The following is a 17783-nucleotide window of genomic DNA, read 5'->3' as shown; positions in this document are numbered from 1 at the left end:
AATTCCGAGGCTAGCCCTAAAGCTATTTCGGAGAGAACCAGCTATCTCCAAGTTCGTTTGGAATTTCTCCGCTACCCACACCTCATCCCCGCACTTTTCAACGTACGTGGGTTCGGTCCTCCAGTGCGTTTTACCGCACCTTCAACCTGGACATGGGTAGATCACATGGTTTCGGGTCTACGACAACATACTCATTCGCCCTATTCAGACTCGCTTTCGCTACGGCTCCGTCTCTTCAACTTAACCTCGCATGCTATCGTAACTCGCCGGTTCATTCTACAAAAGGCACGCTATCACCCATTAACGGGCTCTAACTTGTTGTAGGCACACGGTTTCAGGATCTATTTCACTCCCCTTCCGGGGTGCTTTTCACCTTTCCCTCACGGTACTGGTTCACTATCGGTCACTAGGGAGTATTTAGCCTTGGGAGATGGTCCTCCCGGATTCCGACGGAATTCCTCGTGTTCCGCCGTACTCAGGATCCTCCTAGGTGTTATCCAAATTTCGCCTACGGGGTTTTTACCCTCTTTGACATACTTTTCCAAGTATTTCGACTATCTGAATAGACTACCATATCGGAGTCCTACAACCCCAACAAGCAAGCTTGTTGGTTTGGGCTTTTCCCGTTTCGCTCGCCGCTACTCAGGGAATCGAATTTTCTTTCTCTTCCTGCAGGTACTTAGATGTTTCAGTTCTCTGCGTCTACCTCGACTGCGCTATGTATTCACGCAGACGTAACATCCTATAAAAGATGCTGGGTTCCCCCATTCGGAAATCTCTGGATCATAGCTTACTTACAGCTCCCCAAAGCATATCGGTGTTAGTCCCGTCCTTCATCGGCTCCTAGTGCCAAGGCATCCACCGTGCGCCCTTATTCACTTAACCTTTGACCTTACGGTCGGTTTTGAGTACTTCTTCTAGCGATAGAAGGTTGCTCAAGAAAATAAGCGTTGAACTTATTAAAAAACTCTTTTAACATTTCAACTCGGTGTGTGTTACTTGTTTTGATTATTTCTTCGATATCCAGTTTTCAATGAACAAAGCTTAACGACCATTGTCGTTAATGGAGCCTAGCGGGATCGAACCGCTGACCTCCTGCGTGCAAAGCAGGCGCTCTCCCAGCTGAGCTAAGGCCCCGGGTATTTACTTGAGAGTAGACCTCTCAAAACTGAACAAAGGCAAACGATGTGTAGTCTTCCGAAATATTCCTTAGAAAGGAGGTGATCCAGCCGCACCTTCCGATACGGCTACCTTGTTACGACTTCACCCCAATCATCTATCCCACCTTAGGCGGCTGGCTCCAAAAGGTTACCTCACCGACTTCGGGTGTTACAAACTCTCGTGGTGTGACGGGCGGTGTGTACAAGGCCCGGGAACGTATTCACCGCGGCGTGCTGATCCGCGATTACTAGCGATTCCGGCTTCATGTAGGCGAGTTGCAGCCTACAATCCGAACTGAGAGAAGCTTTAAGAGATTAGCTTAGCCTCGCGACTTCGCAACTCGTTGTACTTCCCATTGTAGCACGTGTGTAGCCCAGGTCATAAGGGGCATGATGATTTGACGTCATCCCCACCTTCCTCCGGTTTGTCACCGGCAGTCTCGCTAGAGTGCCCAACTAAATGATGGCAACTAACAATAAGGGTTGCGCTCGTTGCGGGACTTAACCCAACATCTCACGACACGAGCTGACGACAACCATGCACCACCTGTCACTTTGCCCCCGAAGGGGAAGCTCTATCTCTAGAGTGGTCAAAGGATGTCAAGACCTGGTAAGGTTCTTCGCGTTGCTTCGAATTAAACCACATGCTCCACCGCTTGTGCGGGCCCCCGTCAATTCCTTTGAGTTTCAACCTTGCGGTCGTACTCCCCAGGCGGAGTGCTTAATGCGTTTGCTGCAGCACTGAAGGGCGGAAACCCTCCAACACTTAGCACTCATCGTTTACGGCGTGGACTACCAGGGTATCTAATCCTGTTCGCTCCCCACGCTTTCGAGCCTCAGCGTCAGTTACAGACCAGAGAGCCGCCTTCGCCACTGGTGTTCCTCCATATATCTACGCATTTCACCGCTACACATGGAATTCCACTCTCCTCTTCTGCACTCAAGTCTCCCAGTTTCCAATGACCCTCCCCGGTTGAGCCGGGGGCTTTCACATCAGACTTAAGAAACCGCCTGCGCTCGCTTTACGCCCAATAAATCCGGACAACGCTTGCCACCTACGTATTACCGCGGCTGCTGGCACGTAGTTAGCCGTGGCTTTCTGGTTAGATACCGTCAAGGGATGAACATTTTACTCTCATCCTTGTTCTTCTCTAACAACAGAGTTTTACGATCCGAAAACCTTCTTCACTCACGCGGCGTTGCTCGGTCAGACTTTCGTCCATTGCCGAAGATTCCCTACTGCTGCCTCCCGTAGGAGTCTGGGCCGTGTCTCAGTCCCAGTGTGGCCGATCACCCTCTCAGGTCGGCTATGCATCGTTGCCTTGGTGAGCCGTTACCTCACCAACTAGCTAATGCACCGCGGGTCCATCCATCAGTGACGCAAAAGCGCCTTTCAACTTTCTTCCATGCGGAAAATAGTGTTATACGGTATTAGCACCTGTTTCCAAGTGTTATCCCCTTCTGATGGGCAGGTTACCCACGTGTTACTCACCCGTTCGCCACTCTTTTTCTTTCGGTGGAGCAAGCTCCGGTGAAAGAAAAAGCGTTCGACTTGCATGTATTAGGCACGCCGCCAGCGTTCGTCCTGAGCCAGGATCAAACTCTCATAATGATTTGTTTGAATGACCATATGGTCATTAAGCTCATAAAAATTAACTTTGCTAGCTATTGCTTGCATGTATTTGTTTCAATAAATTGAAACGTCCTACACATTGGTTCGTTTGCTTGCTTTGTTCAGTTTTCAAAGGTCTACCGTGCTGCGTTAGCAACTTTTATATCATATCAGAGCGACATTTGATTGTCAACTCTTTTTTAAAAGTTTTTTTTCGCTCGTTGTTTTTCAACTTCGTAGCGGCTGTCTCAGCGACTTAATTAGAATAACAAATGATTTGTTATTTGTCAACAACTTTTTTCAATTAATTTTGTTGATGTATCAACATTGATTAACTTTTTTAAAATTGCGACTTCGTTATAATATCATCTGTCGAGCTGTGCGTCAACTACTTTTTTCAATTCTTTTTAGGAATTCATTTAGTCATTTGGCACATGTAATAATATACCAACTAAATCCCTTGCGGTCAATCATTTTCTATGGCTTTTTTCAATTTTTACAAACCCGTCTAATCGCATTGGATCCAGCTTTTATCGTTCGCATTTAATCCGTTTTCTGGCAACTATCCTGGCGTTTTTCCCTCTAATTCCTCGCTGTTTTTCTCCCTGATCCAGCAGACAAGAAAAAAAGCCGCCCATCTCTTGCGAGTGGACGGAGTTTTTTTATCTCATTGTTGGGAATAATAAAACGTCGCGAATCGATTGCGCATCTGTCAACAGCATCACTAAGCGATCGATCCCGATCCCTAATCCACCAGTTGGCGGCATACCGTATTCAAGTGCTTCTAAGAAATCTTCATCCACCCCATGGGCTTCATCATTTCCTGCTTCGCGCTCTTTTTCTTGCCCTTCAAAACGTTCTCTTTGATCGATTGGGTCATTTAGTTCCGTGAAGGCATTCGCAAATTCACGACCAACGATAAATAATTCAAAGCGGTCGGTAAAGCGTTCATCTTCTGGATTCTTTTTCGCTAATGGCGAAACTTCCACTGGATGACCGAAGACAAAGGTTGGCTGCTGTAACGTTTCTTCAACAAATGTCTCAAAGAATTCATTGATGATATGGCCAACAGTCATGGCATCAGTGATTTCAACATGATGTTCTTTCGCTAAGCTGCGGGCTTCTTCAACGGACATTGGTTGCCAGAAATCAACACCTGTTTGATTTTTGATTGCATCGACCATATGGATTCGTGCAAAGTCGCTAGCTAGATCGACTTCTTGTCCATCGTATTGGATCGTTGCTGTATGCAAGACTTTTTCAGCAGCATTACGGATAATGCCTTCGGTCAGATCCATCACATCTTTGAAATCTGTATATGCCGTATACGCTTCTAACATCGTAAACTCAGGATTATGGGTCGTATCGATCCCTTCATTTCGGAAAACGCGGCCGATCTCATAGACTTTTTCCATGCCGCCCACGATCAATCGTTTTAAGTGAAGCTCAAGAGCGATCCGTAAATACAGATCCATGTCTAAGGCATTGTGGTGGGTAATGAAGGGACGAGCCGCTGCACCACCTGCTTGATTATGCAATACTGGCGTTTCGACTTCGATATACCCATGACCGTCAAGGTAACGACGAATTTCGCTGATGATTTGGCTTCGTTTCATGAAACGATCAAAACTTTCTTTATTACTGATCAAATCCAAGTAACGTTGACGGTAACGTTGTTCTACGTTCGTCAAGCCGTGGTATTTGTCAGGCAATGGACGCAATGCTTTTGATAAGATCACGATTTCTTTGGCTTTGATGGTCACTTCACCGGTATCGGTCTTCATGATTTCACCAGATACGCCGAAGAAATCACCTAAGTCTGCGTGTTTGAATACTTCGTAAGGTTCATCCCCTACTTGGTCTTTACGTACATATATTTGAATACGGCCTTCGCGGTCTTGTAAATGCGCAAAACCAGCCTTACCTTTTCCACGTTTTGTAACGATTCTTCCTGCAATGCTTGCTGAAAGATTCATTTCGGCTAATTCTTCTTTGGTTCTTTGATCAAATAACTCATGTAACTCGGCAGAATTATGGGTGCGTTCGAATCGCTTGCCAAAAGGATCAATGCCTTCTTCCCGTAGTTTTTCCATCTTTTCACGGCGAACCAACATTTGATCATTCAATTCTTCTTGTGTTTGTCGTTCCTCTGTCACGAGTTTTCCTCCATTCTTAACTTGGGTTTCCTTCTTATAATGCCAATGATGACGCAAAAAATCAAGCCGAACTTTCGAATCGACTTGATTTGTTTCTTATTCCTTAAGAGTTGCTAGCGGCTGTTTTTCGGTCTTTTCCACAAATGCATCTAATAAATCAAAAATCGTCTGCTTATCTTCCGCTTGGTTGATTGCCGCTTTGACTTTGGCTGCCCGCGAAATACCTTTTAAGTAGTACGCAGCATGTTGACGAAATTCTCGCGAAGCGATTTTTTCCCCTTTTAGATCAGCCAAACGTTCTAAATGAAGTTTCGCTGTCGAAATTTTTTCTCGGGGTGTTGGTTCTGGCAATAACTCGCCTGTCTCCAAGTATTGCTTGGTGCGGTGGATCATCCACGGATTGCCTAACGCTGCCCGTCCGATCATCACTGCATCTGCACCGACTTCTTCCAACATTCGTTTGGCATCTTCAGGGGTTTTGACATCGCCGTTGCCCATAAAGGGAATCGTGATACTTTGCTTCACTTGTTTCAACACGTCCCAATCAGCCGATCCTTCATACATCTGAACACGGGTTCTGCCATGCATACCGATCGCTGCGGCACCCGCTGCTTCTGCGGCTTGGGCATTTTCAACTGCAAAGACGTGCTGCTCATCCCAGCCGATCCGCATTTTGACGGTAACGGGCTTGTCGATCGCACTGGAAACAGCATGGACCATTTCATAAACCTTGTCGGGATCTAAAAGCCACTTCGCACCAGCTTCTGCTTTGATGATTTTGTTTACAGGACACCCCATGTTGATATCAATGATATCGGCAGTTGTGTTCTCTGCGACAAATTGCGCTGCTTCTACCAAGGATGCTTTATTCCCACCAAAAATCTGAATACTAAGAGGATGCTCGGTCTCGTCAATAAATAGCATCTCAAGGGTCTTCTTGTTCCGCAGTTGAATCCCTCGATCACTGATCATCTCACAGACGACTAAACCCGCGCCAAATTCTTTGACTGTCACACGAAACGCAGAATTGGTGATCCCTGCCATTGGCGCAACGACGACGCGATTAGGAATCTCAACCGACCCGATCTGCCATGTTTGTCTATCTTTCACTTACGCTTCCGCCTCTTTCTTCAATGCCGCCAATTCCGTTTCATCAAAATGATACTTGTTGCCACAAAACGAGCAGACTGCCTCTGCCCCGTGGTCTTCATCGATCATCGCTTGGATCTCATCAGCCCCCAAGGTAATGATCGCCGTCGCAAATTTTTCTTTCGTGCAATCACAATGGAACTGGACTGGCATTTTTTCTAGTACTTCGATCGTCGTATCTGGCAACAATGTCGCTAAGATCTCTTCTGGTGATTGTCCTTCATCGATCAAGGTTGATACTCGAGGCAATTCTCCCAAACGTTTTTCGATGGCATCAATGATCTCTTCACTGGCACCAGGCATGATCTGCAGCATAAACCCACCGGCTGCCCGAATTGAATCATCGGTTTCTACTAATACACTCAGACCAACAGCAGAAGGAATCTGTTCTGACACTGCTAAATAATAAGTAAAGTCTTCCCCAAGCTCCCCAGAGACGATCGGTGTTTGTCCAGAGAAGGGTTCTTTTAGCCCTAAGTCTTTGATCACGGTAAAGATCCCTTGGTCACCCACTGCGCCCCGAACGTCCAATTTCCCTTGAGGGTTCAACGGCAGACTGATCTGCGGATTTTTTATGTATCCTTTTACGTCCCCACGGCCATTGCTGTCTACGACGATTGCCCCAGCAGGACCATTTCCTTGAATTTTGACGGTCAATTTGTCTTCCCCTTTTAAGGTACTGCCTAATAACAAACTTCCCACCATCGCTCGCCCTAAAGCAGCGGATGCCGTATTCCATGTTTCATGGCGTCGTTGTGCTTCGGCGATCGTTTCTGTTGCCGATACTGCATATGCTCGGACGAAGCCGTCATATGCTAGTGCTTTTACTAAATAATCCTTCATCTTGATTCTCCTTTTTATTCATTAATGAATCATACTAGGAAGCGCCGCTTTTTTCAACTGAATGTGTTTGAATTTAAGGAAAGTCTTCTTAAATAGAAACAAAAAGGCCCCGAGTTTCCTCGGTGCCTTGATACGTCTTGTTTTAGGCGTTATCATCTTTGTTTTCTTGATCAGTCGGTTGGCTTTCGCTATTGCGGCGAACGTCTTCCAATTGTTGATCAAAATCGTTTGATGGTGCATCTTCGCTGTGTTTTTCTGCAGCTTGCTTCTCTGCATCTTTTTCTTCCAGCGCACGTTTCGCTTCTTCAAACGTTTGAGCTTTTTCACTAGGATACTCAGAGCTTTCGGTTCCTTCAGGCATTTTGCCTTCTTCAAACAAGGATTTGATTGCTTTGGCATCTAATGTTTCATGTTCAAGCAGTTTTTCAGCGATCAATTTGTGCTGTGCACGGTGTTCTTCAATGATTTCATGGGCTTTTTGATGAGCATCCATTAAAATCTTGCGAACTTCTTGATCGATTTCAAAGGCAACTTGTTCAGAGTAAGCTTTTGTTTGACCATAATCACGACCAACAAAGACTTGATGGTTTCCTTCATATTGAACTGGACCTAACTTGTCACTCATTCCATATTCTGTCACCATGCTTCTTGCAAGCGCAGTTGCTTGTTCAAAGTCATTGGAAGCACCCGTTGATTGTACACCGAAGATGATTTCTTCAGCCGTACGACCACCAAGCAACCCAACGATTTGTTCAAACATATCTTCTTTGGTCATCAAGAATTGATCTTCTTTCGGCAAGGCGATCATGTAACCACCCGCACGTCCCCGAGGAATGATCGTTACTTTGTGTACCACACGGGCACGACTCAAGACTAACCCAACAATGGTATGTCCTGCTTCATGGTAAGCAACCATTTCACGTTCGCGTTTGTTGATGACCCGATCTTTCTTCGCTGGACCAGCGATCACGCGGTCTTCTGCTTCATCGATATCTGAAGCATCGATTTTTTTCTTGTTACGACGAGCAGCAACTAATGCCGCTTCGTTCAAGACGTTTTCCAAATCCGCACCAGCAAAGCCTGGTGTTTGTTGGGCAACGACTTTCAAATCAACATCATCTGATAAAGGTTTGTTGCGGGCATGGACACGGAGGATCGCTTCACGACCTTTCACGTCTGGACGACCAACCAAAATCTGACGGTCAAAACGACCTGGACGTAGCAACGCTGGATCTAAAACATCCGAACGGTTCGTTGCGGCAATGACGATCACGCCTTCATTCCCATCAAAACCATCCATTTCAACCAACAACTGGTTCAATGTTTGTTCCCGCTCATCATGTCCGCCACCCATACCGGCACCACGTTGGCGACCGACTGCATCGATTTCATCGATAAAGATGATGGCTGGTGCATTTTTCTTCGCTGTTTCAAATAAGTCACGTACCCGGCTTGCACCGACACCGACAAACATTTCAACGAAATCTGAACCAGAGATCGAGTAAAACGGTACGCCAGCTTCACCAGCAACGGCTTTGGCTAGTAACGTTTTCCCGGTTCCTGGAGGCCCCTCAAGTAAGACACCTGCTGGGATACGAGCACCTAATTCAACGAAGCGTCGAGGATCTTTCAAGAATTCCACGACTTCGACAAGCTCTTGTTTTTCTTCTTCTGCACCGGCTACGTCTGAAAAACGCACGCGGTTGGCTTTTTTATCCGCTTCTTTGGCTTTTGATTTGCCAAAGTTCATCACACGGCCGCCACCGCCACCGCCGCCACCTTGTTGGCTCATCATCATGTAGAAGAAGAAAATGATGATCACAAGTGGTAAGAAGCTAACCAAAAGCGATAACCAAATGCCGCTGTTGGATTCTTCTTCGATCGTGGTTTTGACCCCTTCTGCCGAGGCCAAACTGGTGACTTCGCTTAGTGTGGAATCATTCGGTAAAATGATCGTTGAAAAGCGGGTCGAACTCGCCTGTGTATTACCTAAAACAGACAAGCTGTTGTCATTGCTGACGGTTTGTTCTTCATTGTATTCACCCACGATTCGATACACACCGTTAGCGGGTTGAACAGTAAACTGTTTGATCTTCCCGTCTTTCAGTTGCTCTGTAAACGTGGAGTACTCGATCGTTGGGGTCTGCTGATTGCCATTTCCAAAAATGAAATATACGACCATGACCATCGCCAACAAGACAAGTACATAATATAAGGTATTTTTTACCATACCGTTATTTTTCTTATTCATGCGTACCTCCCTGGCTATTTTGTTTTATCAATCCTGACCATTTAATTGTATCACAATTGATTTAGAACAGTCACTAATTTGACTGATAAACACTAGGTTTTAAGACGCCAACGTAAGGTAAGTTTCGATATTGCTCTGCATAGTCCAGTCCATATCCAACAACAAACTCATTTGGCACATCGAAGCCGACATAATCTGCATTGATCTCAACGACACGACCTTCTGGCTTATCTAATAACGTTACGATTTTCACTGATTTCGCTTTACGGTATTTGAATAGATCCACCAGATAAGCCAATGTGCGACCGCTGTCAATGATGTCTTCAACGATCAAAAGATCGCGGCCCTCAACATTTGTATCTAAATCTTTGATGATCTTGACTTCTCCAGATGAAATCATGGCATTGCCATAACTTGAGACATCCATGAAGTCTAACTCCAAGTAACAATCCATCTCACGAACGATGTCTGCCATGAAAGGAACGGCACCTTTCAGCACACCTACGACTAGAGGATTTTTATCCGCATAAGCCGCCGTTAATTCTTGACCAAGTTCCACACAACGATTTTTGATTTCGTCACGGGAAATCAAAATTTTCTCAATATCTTTATCTAGCATAAAGTTCTCCTTCCAACTCTTACTCCTGGTATTTATAAAGAAGTATGTAGTGTATTTTATCAGTTTCTGGCGCAATACTCAAATAGGAAAATGTATGAGGTAGTAAGGCAATCACCTCTTTTTCAAGGTTTGTGACGACCCAACTTTTTTCTCGCACTTCATTAGGAATTTTTGAATCGATAAAAAAACGACTGATCTTTTTGGTCAGACCACGCGCCAAGCGGATTCGGTCTCCCGGCTGGCGCTTACGCACCACCAGCTCAGAGGAATAGTTTAGCGGTAAATCTTGGGAAAACTCTGACCAATTTGTGATTTTTTTGGGAATATGCTGTTCATTTATCGGAAAATACCCAATCCATTCCTTTTCAGAAAGATAGATCCCCTCCCCTAAAACCAGTCGCTGACTAACTTCTGTCAACGGCGCTGCAGGCTTTTGGGGAACAGTAACAGGTTCCAATAACAATTGGTCATAACTGCGCCGCAGCTGCCACTGTTTGTGCAACGCCAATTGCCATTGCCCTTTCTTTTCATCTAGCAGACGCAATAACTGCGGCAGCTGTTTTTGATTGAGGGGCTGTTTCGTAAAAGCCTCTGCTTGCTGTAAAAAACCCGCATAGAAAAAATAGCGTTGCGCTGGCGAAAACGTCGGCAGCTGCTGCAGATCGATCACTAAGCGAGCAGCTTGCTGTTGAACGAACGCAGACAACCATTGCTGCTGCTCTTGTTGGATCAGCTGATTGGCGAACTGTACTTCTTCAGAAAGCTGTTGAAAATGCGGCAGCAGCTGCGGATTTTCCGCTTTTAAGGCTGGCACTACTTGCTGGCGTAGTCGGTTTCGCAAATACAGCGGTTCGTGATTGCTTTCGTCTTCAAAGTAGGGAATCTGCTGTGCTTGCGCATAGTCGTAAATCGCTGCCTTGCTGACAGTAAGCAGTGGACGCAACAAGATCCCTGTGTGAAAAGGCTGCTGCTGTTTCATCCCGCCAGCCGATCGCAAGCGACCTTCTCGCATCATCTTCATCAACATCGTTTCTACTTGGTCATCACTGTGGTGAGCAGTCAGCAAAACATCATAGCCTTCTCGGGACATGACATCGGCAAAAAACGTATAGCGAAAGTCCCGAGCGCTAGCTTCTATGCCGGTTTCTGGCGGATTTTCCCAGCACCGCTCATAAAAAGGAATGCCGCGTTCTTGGCAGTACTGCCGTAAAAAAGCAGCTTCCTCAGCAGATGCTGGACGCAATTGATGGTTTACATGTGCCACACCAAAGACCTGCTCTTTTTGCATTTCGGGAAACAACTGACAAAAGACCTGCAGCAAGACCATGGAGTCGACTCCCGTTGATACCGCCAGCAAAAAGCGGCGTTTTTTTTCAGGATCGATGGCAGTGAGTTGCCCTCGAACGGTTTGAATGACCATCATTTGCCCTCCTTCTCATTTGGTAGACCCACAAGAAAGAAAGCTGAAACAAAACGAACCAACAGTTTTGTTTCAGCTTTTTCCAACTTGCTATTCATGTTTAGTTACGGCGTCCGCCGCGGCCACCGCGTTTTCCTTCTGTATTTCGACGTAATGATGAAAGACGATCATCACTATCTTTTAGAAAAGAACTCATCAATGAATCGAAGTCTTGTTTATTTACATTCGTAGTTTGATTGCGTGAAAAAGATTTTTTCGGATTTGGTCGATTGAATTCTTTTTTCGGGTATTCACGTTTTTCTTCCGGCTTATCTTCTGCTTTGCGGATCGATAGTCCAATTTTCCCATCGTTGCCGATTGCCGTAACAAGTACTGTCACTTCATCCCCAACAGACAACACGTCGTGAATGTCTTTGACGAATCCGTTTGATACTTCACTGATATGCACCAAACCAGTTTTCCCTTCACCAAGATCAATGAACGCACCAAAATTTGTAATACCAGACACTTTGCCCTTTAGTTTCGCTCCAACTTCGATTGACATATAAAAAATGTTCCTCCTAATTTTTACCCATTTAAAATAATTCAAACTACTGCGCTGAGTAGGTATGACATTGCTTAATCTTGTGACTCTGTGGATGATGATTCTTGTCCGCTTTGCGAAGAACGCTCATTGGTGTTTTGAGAATCCGTCCCGTCTGGCAAGACTGGATAGATTTTTTCGCCATCTTTTGAGTAGAAGAATCGGCTGCGGGCCAATTTTGCCACATACTCATCGTCTTGCAACAAGGCAACGTCTCGCTCCAGTGAAGCCACCTTTTGTTCTGCCTCTTTTTGTTCGGCGACTGTTTCCGCCTTATATTCCTTTAGCTTTTGCAGGCGCATTTGATCGTTGAACATTTGAATCCCTACGATCGCAAATATCGCTAATGCCGCCACGAAAAACGCCACCAGCCGACGTCGGCGAAACACGACTTGCCGCCGCTCTTTTTCAAACTTGGCAAATTGCTCTTTCGCATAATCGGTCTGCAATAGTTCTATTTTTTTATTTGATTCTTTTGCCACCTGAACTCGCTCCCGTCGCTGTCTTTGTTTTTTACATTATACCAACATCCGCAAAGCTTGTCTAACTGAAAATGCCGTAAAAATCAAGCATTTTCTGAGATTCTTTCCTCTGAAACGATCTCATACATTTTTGCAGCGTCTTCTTTTTTCGTCGATTCATGCAATTCATTGACTTTTACTTCCAAGACCTTATTCCCGAATTGAATGCGCATGGTATCGCCTACTTTGACGTCACTGCTTGACTTGGCTAATTTGCCGTTGATCTGAATGCGTCCCTTGTCTGCCACTTCTTTGGCCACAGAGCGACGCTTGATGATGCGGGAGATTTTAAGAAATTTATCTAATCTCATGTTTTTCACCTCTTCTTAATAGTTTCTTTCCAAATGGAACTAACAGCCATTCGCGAATCGTTAACAATTTGATTTTGATCGCTGCCCCGATAAAGGCTGCGCCTCCCAGACCGACACCGCCTAGGCAAAAAAGCAGTGCCTGTAGTCGATGGGTCAAAGGACCGTTCAATAAGATCGCAACGAAGCTATAATATAAGAATAGCACGCTTGCCATGATCCCTAAACAAATAAATAGTTTTTTTCCATAATTTCCTTCATGCCAAAAGTGATTGATGCTGCTTTGTGCTCGACGCTGTTCGGAAACCACAAAACAGTATAAGGTCGCGCCCAACCCCAACAGTGTACTGATACTCGCTCCTGCAGTCCCATACGAAGCAGTCAGCGGCCACATCGATAGACATTTGATCAAAAGACCGATCCCCGCAGCCAGCAAGCCGAAGGTATAGGTATTGCGACTTTGTTGAATGCTTTGATAGGCTTGGATCGTCGCCATCAGAGCGATAGAAAAGACAAACAATACCAGCGCCGCATTGCCAGAACCGTCTTTGAATAAGGCAAAGTTAATATAAGGCAGCAAAATCGCTAAGCCCACGGCGGAAGCCGAAGCAATCCCGATCGTCAGGCGCAAATACATTTTTGCCGACTTTTCAAACAGCTGCTGATTTTTTACCGTCAAATACTTGGTCAACGTTGGCAAAAACGTCGAGCTTAACGCCATCGCCACCACAAGACCTAGTTGGACGAGGGGTTGTCCGCGATCATAGATCCCTTTTGAAATTCGGGCTGCTTGTGCCGTCAGCCCCCCCGCTTCTAGCGCATTGGTCAATAAAAACGAATCCGCTAACTGGAACAAGATCAAATAGCCGCTATAAATCGTCAACAGACCGCCTTCTAAGAAGAACCGTTTCTTCAACGAGGCGGATAAACCAGCGGGATTTTCTCCTGTACTGGTAACTGGTTTATGCCATAGCGATAGGCGTTTGCCGTTGATTTGTCGGCTATAATAACTTAAGATCCACCACGCCGCAAGGCCCCCGACTAAGGCACCCATCATGGCGACAGTCCCCGTTTGATAAATCGTCCAGCCCAATTGCTGGAAAGCTGCCGCAGCACCTAAAATCACACCAACTCTAAGCAGCTGCTCTACGACTTGGGAAACTGCTGTCGGCACCATTTGCAAATTTCCCTGAAACATTCCTCGATAAAAGGTCAAAGGCGGGACAAATAAGAAGGTAAAAGAAACGACTCGAATCAAGCCCGCCAGTTGGTGGTCCCCCATCACTTGTGCGATCGGACCAGCAAATAAAAAGGTCACCGCCCATAAACCGATCGCAGACCAAAGCACGAAAGGCGTCAACGCTTGCAGCCGTTCCTTGCTTTTCAAAGGATCGGGTTCTTCAGCGACGATGCGGGAGATAAACTGTGGCAACCCTGACAACGCTAACGTCATCGCCAATCCATAAATCGGATAGACTTGTTGATACACATAAAACCCTTCGTCCCCTACCAGGTTCTGAAAAGGGACCCGATAAACGGCACTTAAGATTTTTGCGATAAAGGAAGCGATCGTTAAAATAAACGCCCCTTCCATCGTACGCTTCAATTGTGATTTCGGCATCCCGCTGGTTCCTTTCTAGCCTTGGCTGGCGTATTTTTGTTCCCGCAACGCTTTGACAAAATCTTGGATTTCTAATAGCCAGGTGCTTTCCTTCATCACTGGCGGAATCTGTAATTTGATGGTCATTTGCTCATGATCGACACCCATCGTGGCTTTTAATTTAGTAGCTTTCAATGCTTCAAACAGCTGCTCCACCGAATAATTTTTCGTGCCGACTTTACTCAAAGTAAACGACACCGTCTGCTGCTGCTTGCGGATAGTTTCTAACAAGGCACGATCGCCGTTCATTTTGATCTCGCCCACCGTTAAGAGATGTGCCACTTCTACAGGGTATTCACCGAAACGGTCTAACAGATCATCTTGAAGTTCATCAACTGCTTCTTGGGATTCCAGCTCACGAATTCGTTTGTAGATCTCGATTTTTTGCCGTTCGTCTTCAATATACGAAGTCGGTAAGTAGGCATCGATCCCCAGATCGATCTCGACGGTCGTTTTTTCTGTTTGGGTATTTTTCCCTTGTTTCCGAGTGACTGCTTCAGACAGCATTTGCGAGTACATGTCAAACCCGACTGCATCGATAAAGCCGTGCTGCTGCGCCCCCAATAGATTTCCCGCTCCACGAATCGAAAGATCTCGCATCGCGATTTTGAAACCTGAACCTAACTCGGTAAAGTCCTTAATGGCTTGCAGCCGTTTTTCACTGACTTCATTCAACACTTTTTGCTGTTCATACATGAAATACGCATAGGCAACCCGATTGCTTCGACCGACACGGCCGCGCAGCTGATACAACGTCGAAAGCCCCATGTAATCGGCATTTTCCACAAACAACGTATTGGCATTGGGAATATCCACACCGGTTTCAATGATCGTCGTCGTCACCAACACATCGTATTGCCCTTCAATAAAGTCAAACAGGGTATTTTCCAATTGAATCTCGGTCATTTGCCCGTGGGCATACGCGATTCGTGCGTCTGGCACTAACGCCTGCAGCTCTTCGACTTTTCGCTCGATCGTATCGACACGATTATAGAGATAAAACACTTGGCCTCCCCGTGCCATCTCCCGTTGGATCGCTTCTCGCACCGCTCCTGGATTCATCTCCATCACATAGGTTTGGATCGGGTAACGATTTTCTGGTGGTGTTTCGATCACAGATAGGTCCCGTACCCCCAGCATCGACATATGCAATGTTCGTGGGATCGGCGTTGCCGTCAACGTCAACACATCGACTTGCGAACGCAGTTGTTTCAAGCGCTCTTTGTGTTTGACCCCAAACCGTTGTTCTTCATCGATCACCAACAAGCCCAAATCAGCAAACTCGACATCTTTTGACAATAATCGGTGGGTCCCCACCAAAATATCGACTTGCCCTTTGCGCACTTGCTCGATCGTTTCATTCTGCTGTTTTTTCGTCCGAAAACGACTCAGTACCCCAACATTGACGGGGAATCCTTCAAAACGATCGACCATCGTTTCATAGTGCTGCTGCGCCAAGATCGTTGTCGGTACTAAGAAAGCCACTTGTTTGCTTTCTTTGATCGCTTTAAAAGCAGCCCGCAGCGCCACTTCTGTTTTCCCAAAACCAACATCCCCGACTAACAAGCGGTCCATCGGCTTTTCTTTTTCCATATCCCGCTTGATCTCTGCCGTACTGCGCAGCTGATCATCGGTTTCCGAATACGGAAAGGCATCTTCAAACTCTTTTTGATAGGCATCGTCTGGTTGAAAGGCATAGCCTTTTTCTGATTCGCGTTTGGCATACAATAAAATCAAATCATCTGCAATGTCTTCAATTTTAGCCGTCACTTTGCGCTTGGTCTTCGCCCACTCGCTGCCACCTAATTTATTGATTTTCGGTGTTTTCGATTCGGAAGCCACATATTTTTGAATCAAATTCAATTGGGTGACTGGAATAAAGAGCTTGTCTTCGTTTTGGTACAAGATCGTCATGTAATCTTGGTGGACGCCATCGACTTCTAAGGTTTCCATGCCGATGTACTTCCCGATCCCATGATTCGCATGGACGACATAATCGCCCGCTTTTAACTCATTGTAGCTTTTGAGCCGTTCCGCATTGGTGACATTTTGCCTGCGGGCTCTTTTTTTGTTCATCTTTTGGAAAATTTCTTTTTCCGTAACCACCACTAGCTTGTCTTGCGGCATTTCAAAGCCGCTTTGCAAACGTTCCACCACGATTTGGGTGCGTCCTGTAAACAGGCGGTCTTGTTGCGTCTGCACGGCATAGATATCATGATCTCGCAGATCTTGCTCTAACTTCTTGGCCCGCTCTTGGTCACTGACCAGAAAAATCACCGTCTGCTGCTGCTTCTCCCAGCGATCGATTTCAACTTTCAAGAGACCCATTTGGCTGAAAAACTGCTGCATCGGCCGGTATTGGAATTGATGGATCGCTTGGAAGCGAATGTTCCCCATTCCTTTTTGGAATAAAGAAAAGAAGCTGGTCACAAAGGTTTCTTTTTGCAGCAGCTGATGGACATCGATCCCGAATTGTTGTTCAGAAAAGACTCGCAGCTCCGCTAATTTTTGAGTATGCCACTCCGCCTCTTCCCGTTCGATCTCACGATTGGTCTCCATGATCCGAGCATAATCATCGATCATCAAAAAGGCATCTTCAGAAAAATAATCTAAGACGCTCGTTTGCTGACGATACAGCAAATCCGTGTAATAACGGGCACTTTCACCAGGAATCCCCGCTTGCCATTGAGAAGCCAACTGGCCAAAATAATCTTCTAAAAAGGCGCGATCGGTTGCTTCTTTGGTGACTGCCAACCGTTTGTTCAATAATTCTTGCAGCTGCTTTTGCCCCGCAGCTAAATCTTCCGCTGAGAAAACCAATTCGGTAGTGGGTAAAATAGCCACTTGCTGCAGCGTTTCCACTGAGCGTTGCGTTTCCACGTTGAAAGAACGCATCGAGTCGATTTCTACATCGAATAACTCGATCCGTACGGGATATTCGGCGTTTAATGGATAAATATCGAGGATGCTCCCACGAATACTGAATTCGCCAGGTTTGCCAATCATTGACTGACGTTCGTAACCCATCAAGATCAATTGTTGCGGCAAACGCTCTAAATCGATCTCATCGCCGATCTGCCATTGAAATTGATTGGCTAACCAGGTTTTCTTTTCAGGTAAATACTTTCGCAAAGCCGCCACCGGCAACACATAGATCCCCGTTTTCCCTTGAGAAACAGCATTCAGCGCTGCCACGCGTTCTTCTCTGGCTTCTGGTGAAGAAAAAGCCATTTCGGCTGACAACACTTCATCCACTGGAAAAACGTAGACATCTTCCGTCACATTGCGCAGATCTTCGGCTAGTTGATTTGTATAATAGAGATTAGGTGTCACGACGATCACTTGTTTTTGAAATGCCTGATACACACCAGTGATCGCTAATGTTTTTGCCGATCCAGCTAGACCGGTCAGTAATTGCCGGGGGGCCTGTTCACGTAAACCTGTATGCCAAGCCGCCACTGTCGGCACTTTATTTATTAATTCAATTAAATCCATCTCGGC

11 protein-coding genes, 1 tRNA gene and 2 rRNA genes (1 of these 14 only partly in view) are annotated in these 17783 nt (G+C 45.9%); all 14 read right to left on the bottom strand.

Annotation, left to right across the window (positions count from 1 at the left end; genetic code table 11):
• Positions 1–885 (bottom strand): 23S ribosomal RNA (locus P0G38_RS01400); it reaches 2030 nt to the left of the window's first position.
• A 179-nt stretch (positions 886–1064) separates the two neighbouring features.
• A tRNA-Ala gene (locus P0G38_RS01395) sits at positions 1065–1137 on the bottom strand.
• Between the two features lie 76 nt (positions 1138–1213).
• Positions 1214–2772, bottom strand: a 16S ribosomal RNA gene (locus P0G38_RS01390).
• Together the 16S and 23S rRNA genes with 1 tRNA gene alongside form the textbook arrangement of a ribosomal RNA operon.
• Before the next feature lie 662 nt (positions 2773–3434).
• Entirely contained in the window at positions 3435–4928 is a 1494-nt protein-coding gene (gene lysS, locus P0G38_RS01385; protein ID WP_005230758.1) for a lysine--tRNA ligase, read from the bottom strand.
• A 96-nt stretch (positions 4929–5024) separates the two neighbouring features.
• Positions 5025–5972 carry a tRNA dihydrouridine synthase DusB gene (gene dusB, locus P0G38_RS01380; RefSeq protein WP_205821413.1) on the bottom strand — a complete coding sequence of 316 codons (948 nt, stop codon included), beginning with the start codon at positions 5970–5972 and terminating at the stop codon, positions 5025–5027.
• A gap of 66 nt (positions 5973–6038) precedes the next feature.
• Entirely contained in the window at positions 6039–6920 is an 882-nt protein-coding gene (hslO, locus tag P0G38_RS01375; RefSeq protein ID WP_005230756.1) for an Hsp33 family molecular chaperone HslO, read from the bottom strand.
• A gap of 142 nt (positions 6921–7062) precedes the next feature.
• The gene (gene ftsH, locus P0G38_RS01370; RefSeq protein WP_010749000.1) at positions 7063–9171 is read right to left on the bottom strand and encodes an ATP-dependent zinc metalloprotease FtsH; all 2109 of its coding nucleotides are present in this window, start codon (positions 9169–9171) and stop codon (positions 7063–7065) included.
• 73 nt (positions 9172–9244) lie between these two features.
• Positions 9245–9790, bottom strand: a complete 546-nt coding sequence (gene hpt / locus P0G38_RS01365; RefSeq protein ID WP_275853797.1) for a hypoxanthine phosphoribosyltransferase — start codon at positions 9788–9790, stop codon at positions 9245–9247.
• 19 nt (positions 9791–9809) lie between these two features.
• Positions 9810–11210 (bottom strand): tRNA lysidine(34) synthetase TilS, encoded by a 1401-nt coding sequence (gene tilS / locus P0G38_RS01360; RefSeq protein ID WP_338070820.1) that lies wholly within the window; start codon positions 11208–11210, stop codon positions 9810–9812.
• A gap of 100 nt (positions 11211–11310) precedes the next feature.
• A complete protein-coding gene (locus P0G38_RS01355) occupies positions 11311–11754 on the bottom strand; it encodes a S1 domain-containing RNA-binding protein (protein ID WP_005233352.1) in 444 nt (147 codons plus the stop codon).
• A 74-nt stretch (positions 11755–11828) separates the two neighbouring features.
• A complete protein-coding gene (locus P0G38_RS01350) occupies positions 11829–12275 on the bottom strand; it encodes an FtsB family cell division protein (RefSeq protein ID WP_005230746.1) in 447 nt (148 codons plus the stop codon).
• A gap of 83 nt (positions 12276–12358) precedes the next feature.
• Complete coding sequence (locus P0G38_RS01345; protein WP_005230745.1) at positions 12359–12625, bottom strand: RNA-binding S4 domain-containing protein; 267 nt, start codon at positions 12623–12625, stop codon at positions 12359–12361.
• Positions 12612–14243, bottom strand: coding sequence for a polysaccharide biosynthesis protein (locus tag P0G38_RS01340; protein ID WP_074536491.1), 1632 nt, complete (start codon positions 14241–14243; stop codon positions 12612–12614). Before P0G38_RS01340 ends, P0G38_RS01345 begins: the two co-directional genes overlap by 14 nt.
• A 15-nt stretch (positions 14244–14258) precedes the next feature.
• Entirely contained in the window at positions 14259–17777 is a 3519-nt protein-coding gene (mfd, locus tag P0G38_RS01335) for a transcription-repair coupling factor (protein WP_016608449.1), read from the bottom strand.
• Between the last annotated feature and the right edge of the window lie 6 nt (positions 17778–17783).

This window comes from Enterococcus casseliflavus, assembly GCF_029215545.1.
Lineage (GTDB): Bacteria > Bacillota > Bacilli > Lactobacillales > Enterococcaceae > Enterococcus_D > Enterococcus_D casseliflavus.
Note: the sequence above shows the minus strand (reverse complement) of the source record. Positions and strands in the feature narration are given on the sequence as shown.

What these genes read in the sequence shown, in the direction of transcription:
- dusB (WP_205821413.1), bottom strand. Translation starts at nt 5,972, where the DNA reads ATGGCAGGGATCACCAATTCTGCGTTTCGTGTGACAGTCAAAGAATTT.
- hslO (WP_005230756.1), bottom strand. Translation starts at nt 6,920, where the DNA reads ATGAAGGATTATTTAGTAAAAGCACTAGCATATGACGGCTTCGTCCGA.
- ftsH (WP_010749000.1), bottom strand. Translation starts at nt 9,171, where the DNA reads ATGAATAAGAAAAATAACGGTATGGTAAAAAATACCTTATATTATGTA.
- hpt (WP_275853797.1), bottom strand. Translation starts at nt 9,790, where the DNA reads ATGCTAGATAAAGATATTGAGAAAATTTTGATTTCCCGTGACGAAATC.
- tilS (WP_338070820.1), bottom strand. Translation starts at nt 11,210, where the DNA reads ATGGTCATTCAAACCGTTCGAGGGCAACTCACTGCCATCGATCCTGAA.
- P0G38_RS01355 (WP_005233352.1), bottom strand. Translation starts at nt 11,754, where the DNA reads ATGTCAATCGAAGTTGGAGCGAAACTAAAGGGCAAAGTGTCTGGTATT.
- P0G38_RS01345 (WP_005230745.1), bottom strand. Translation starts at nt 12,625, where the DNA reads ATGAGATTAGATAAATTTCTTAAAATCTCCCGCATCATCAAGCGTCGC.
- P0G38_RS01340 (WP_074536491.1), bottom strand. Translation starts at nt 14,243, where the DNA reads ATGCCGAAATCACAATTGAAGCGTACGATGGAAGGGGCGTTTATTTTA.
- mfd (WP_016608449.1), bottom strand. Translation starts at nt 17,777, where the DNA reads ATGGATTTAATTGAATTAATAAATAAAGTGCCGACAGTGGCGGCTTGG.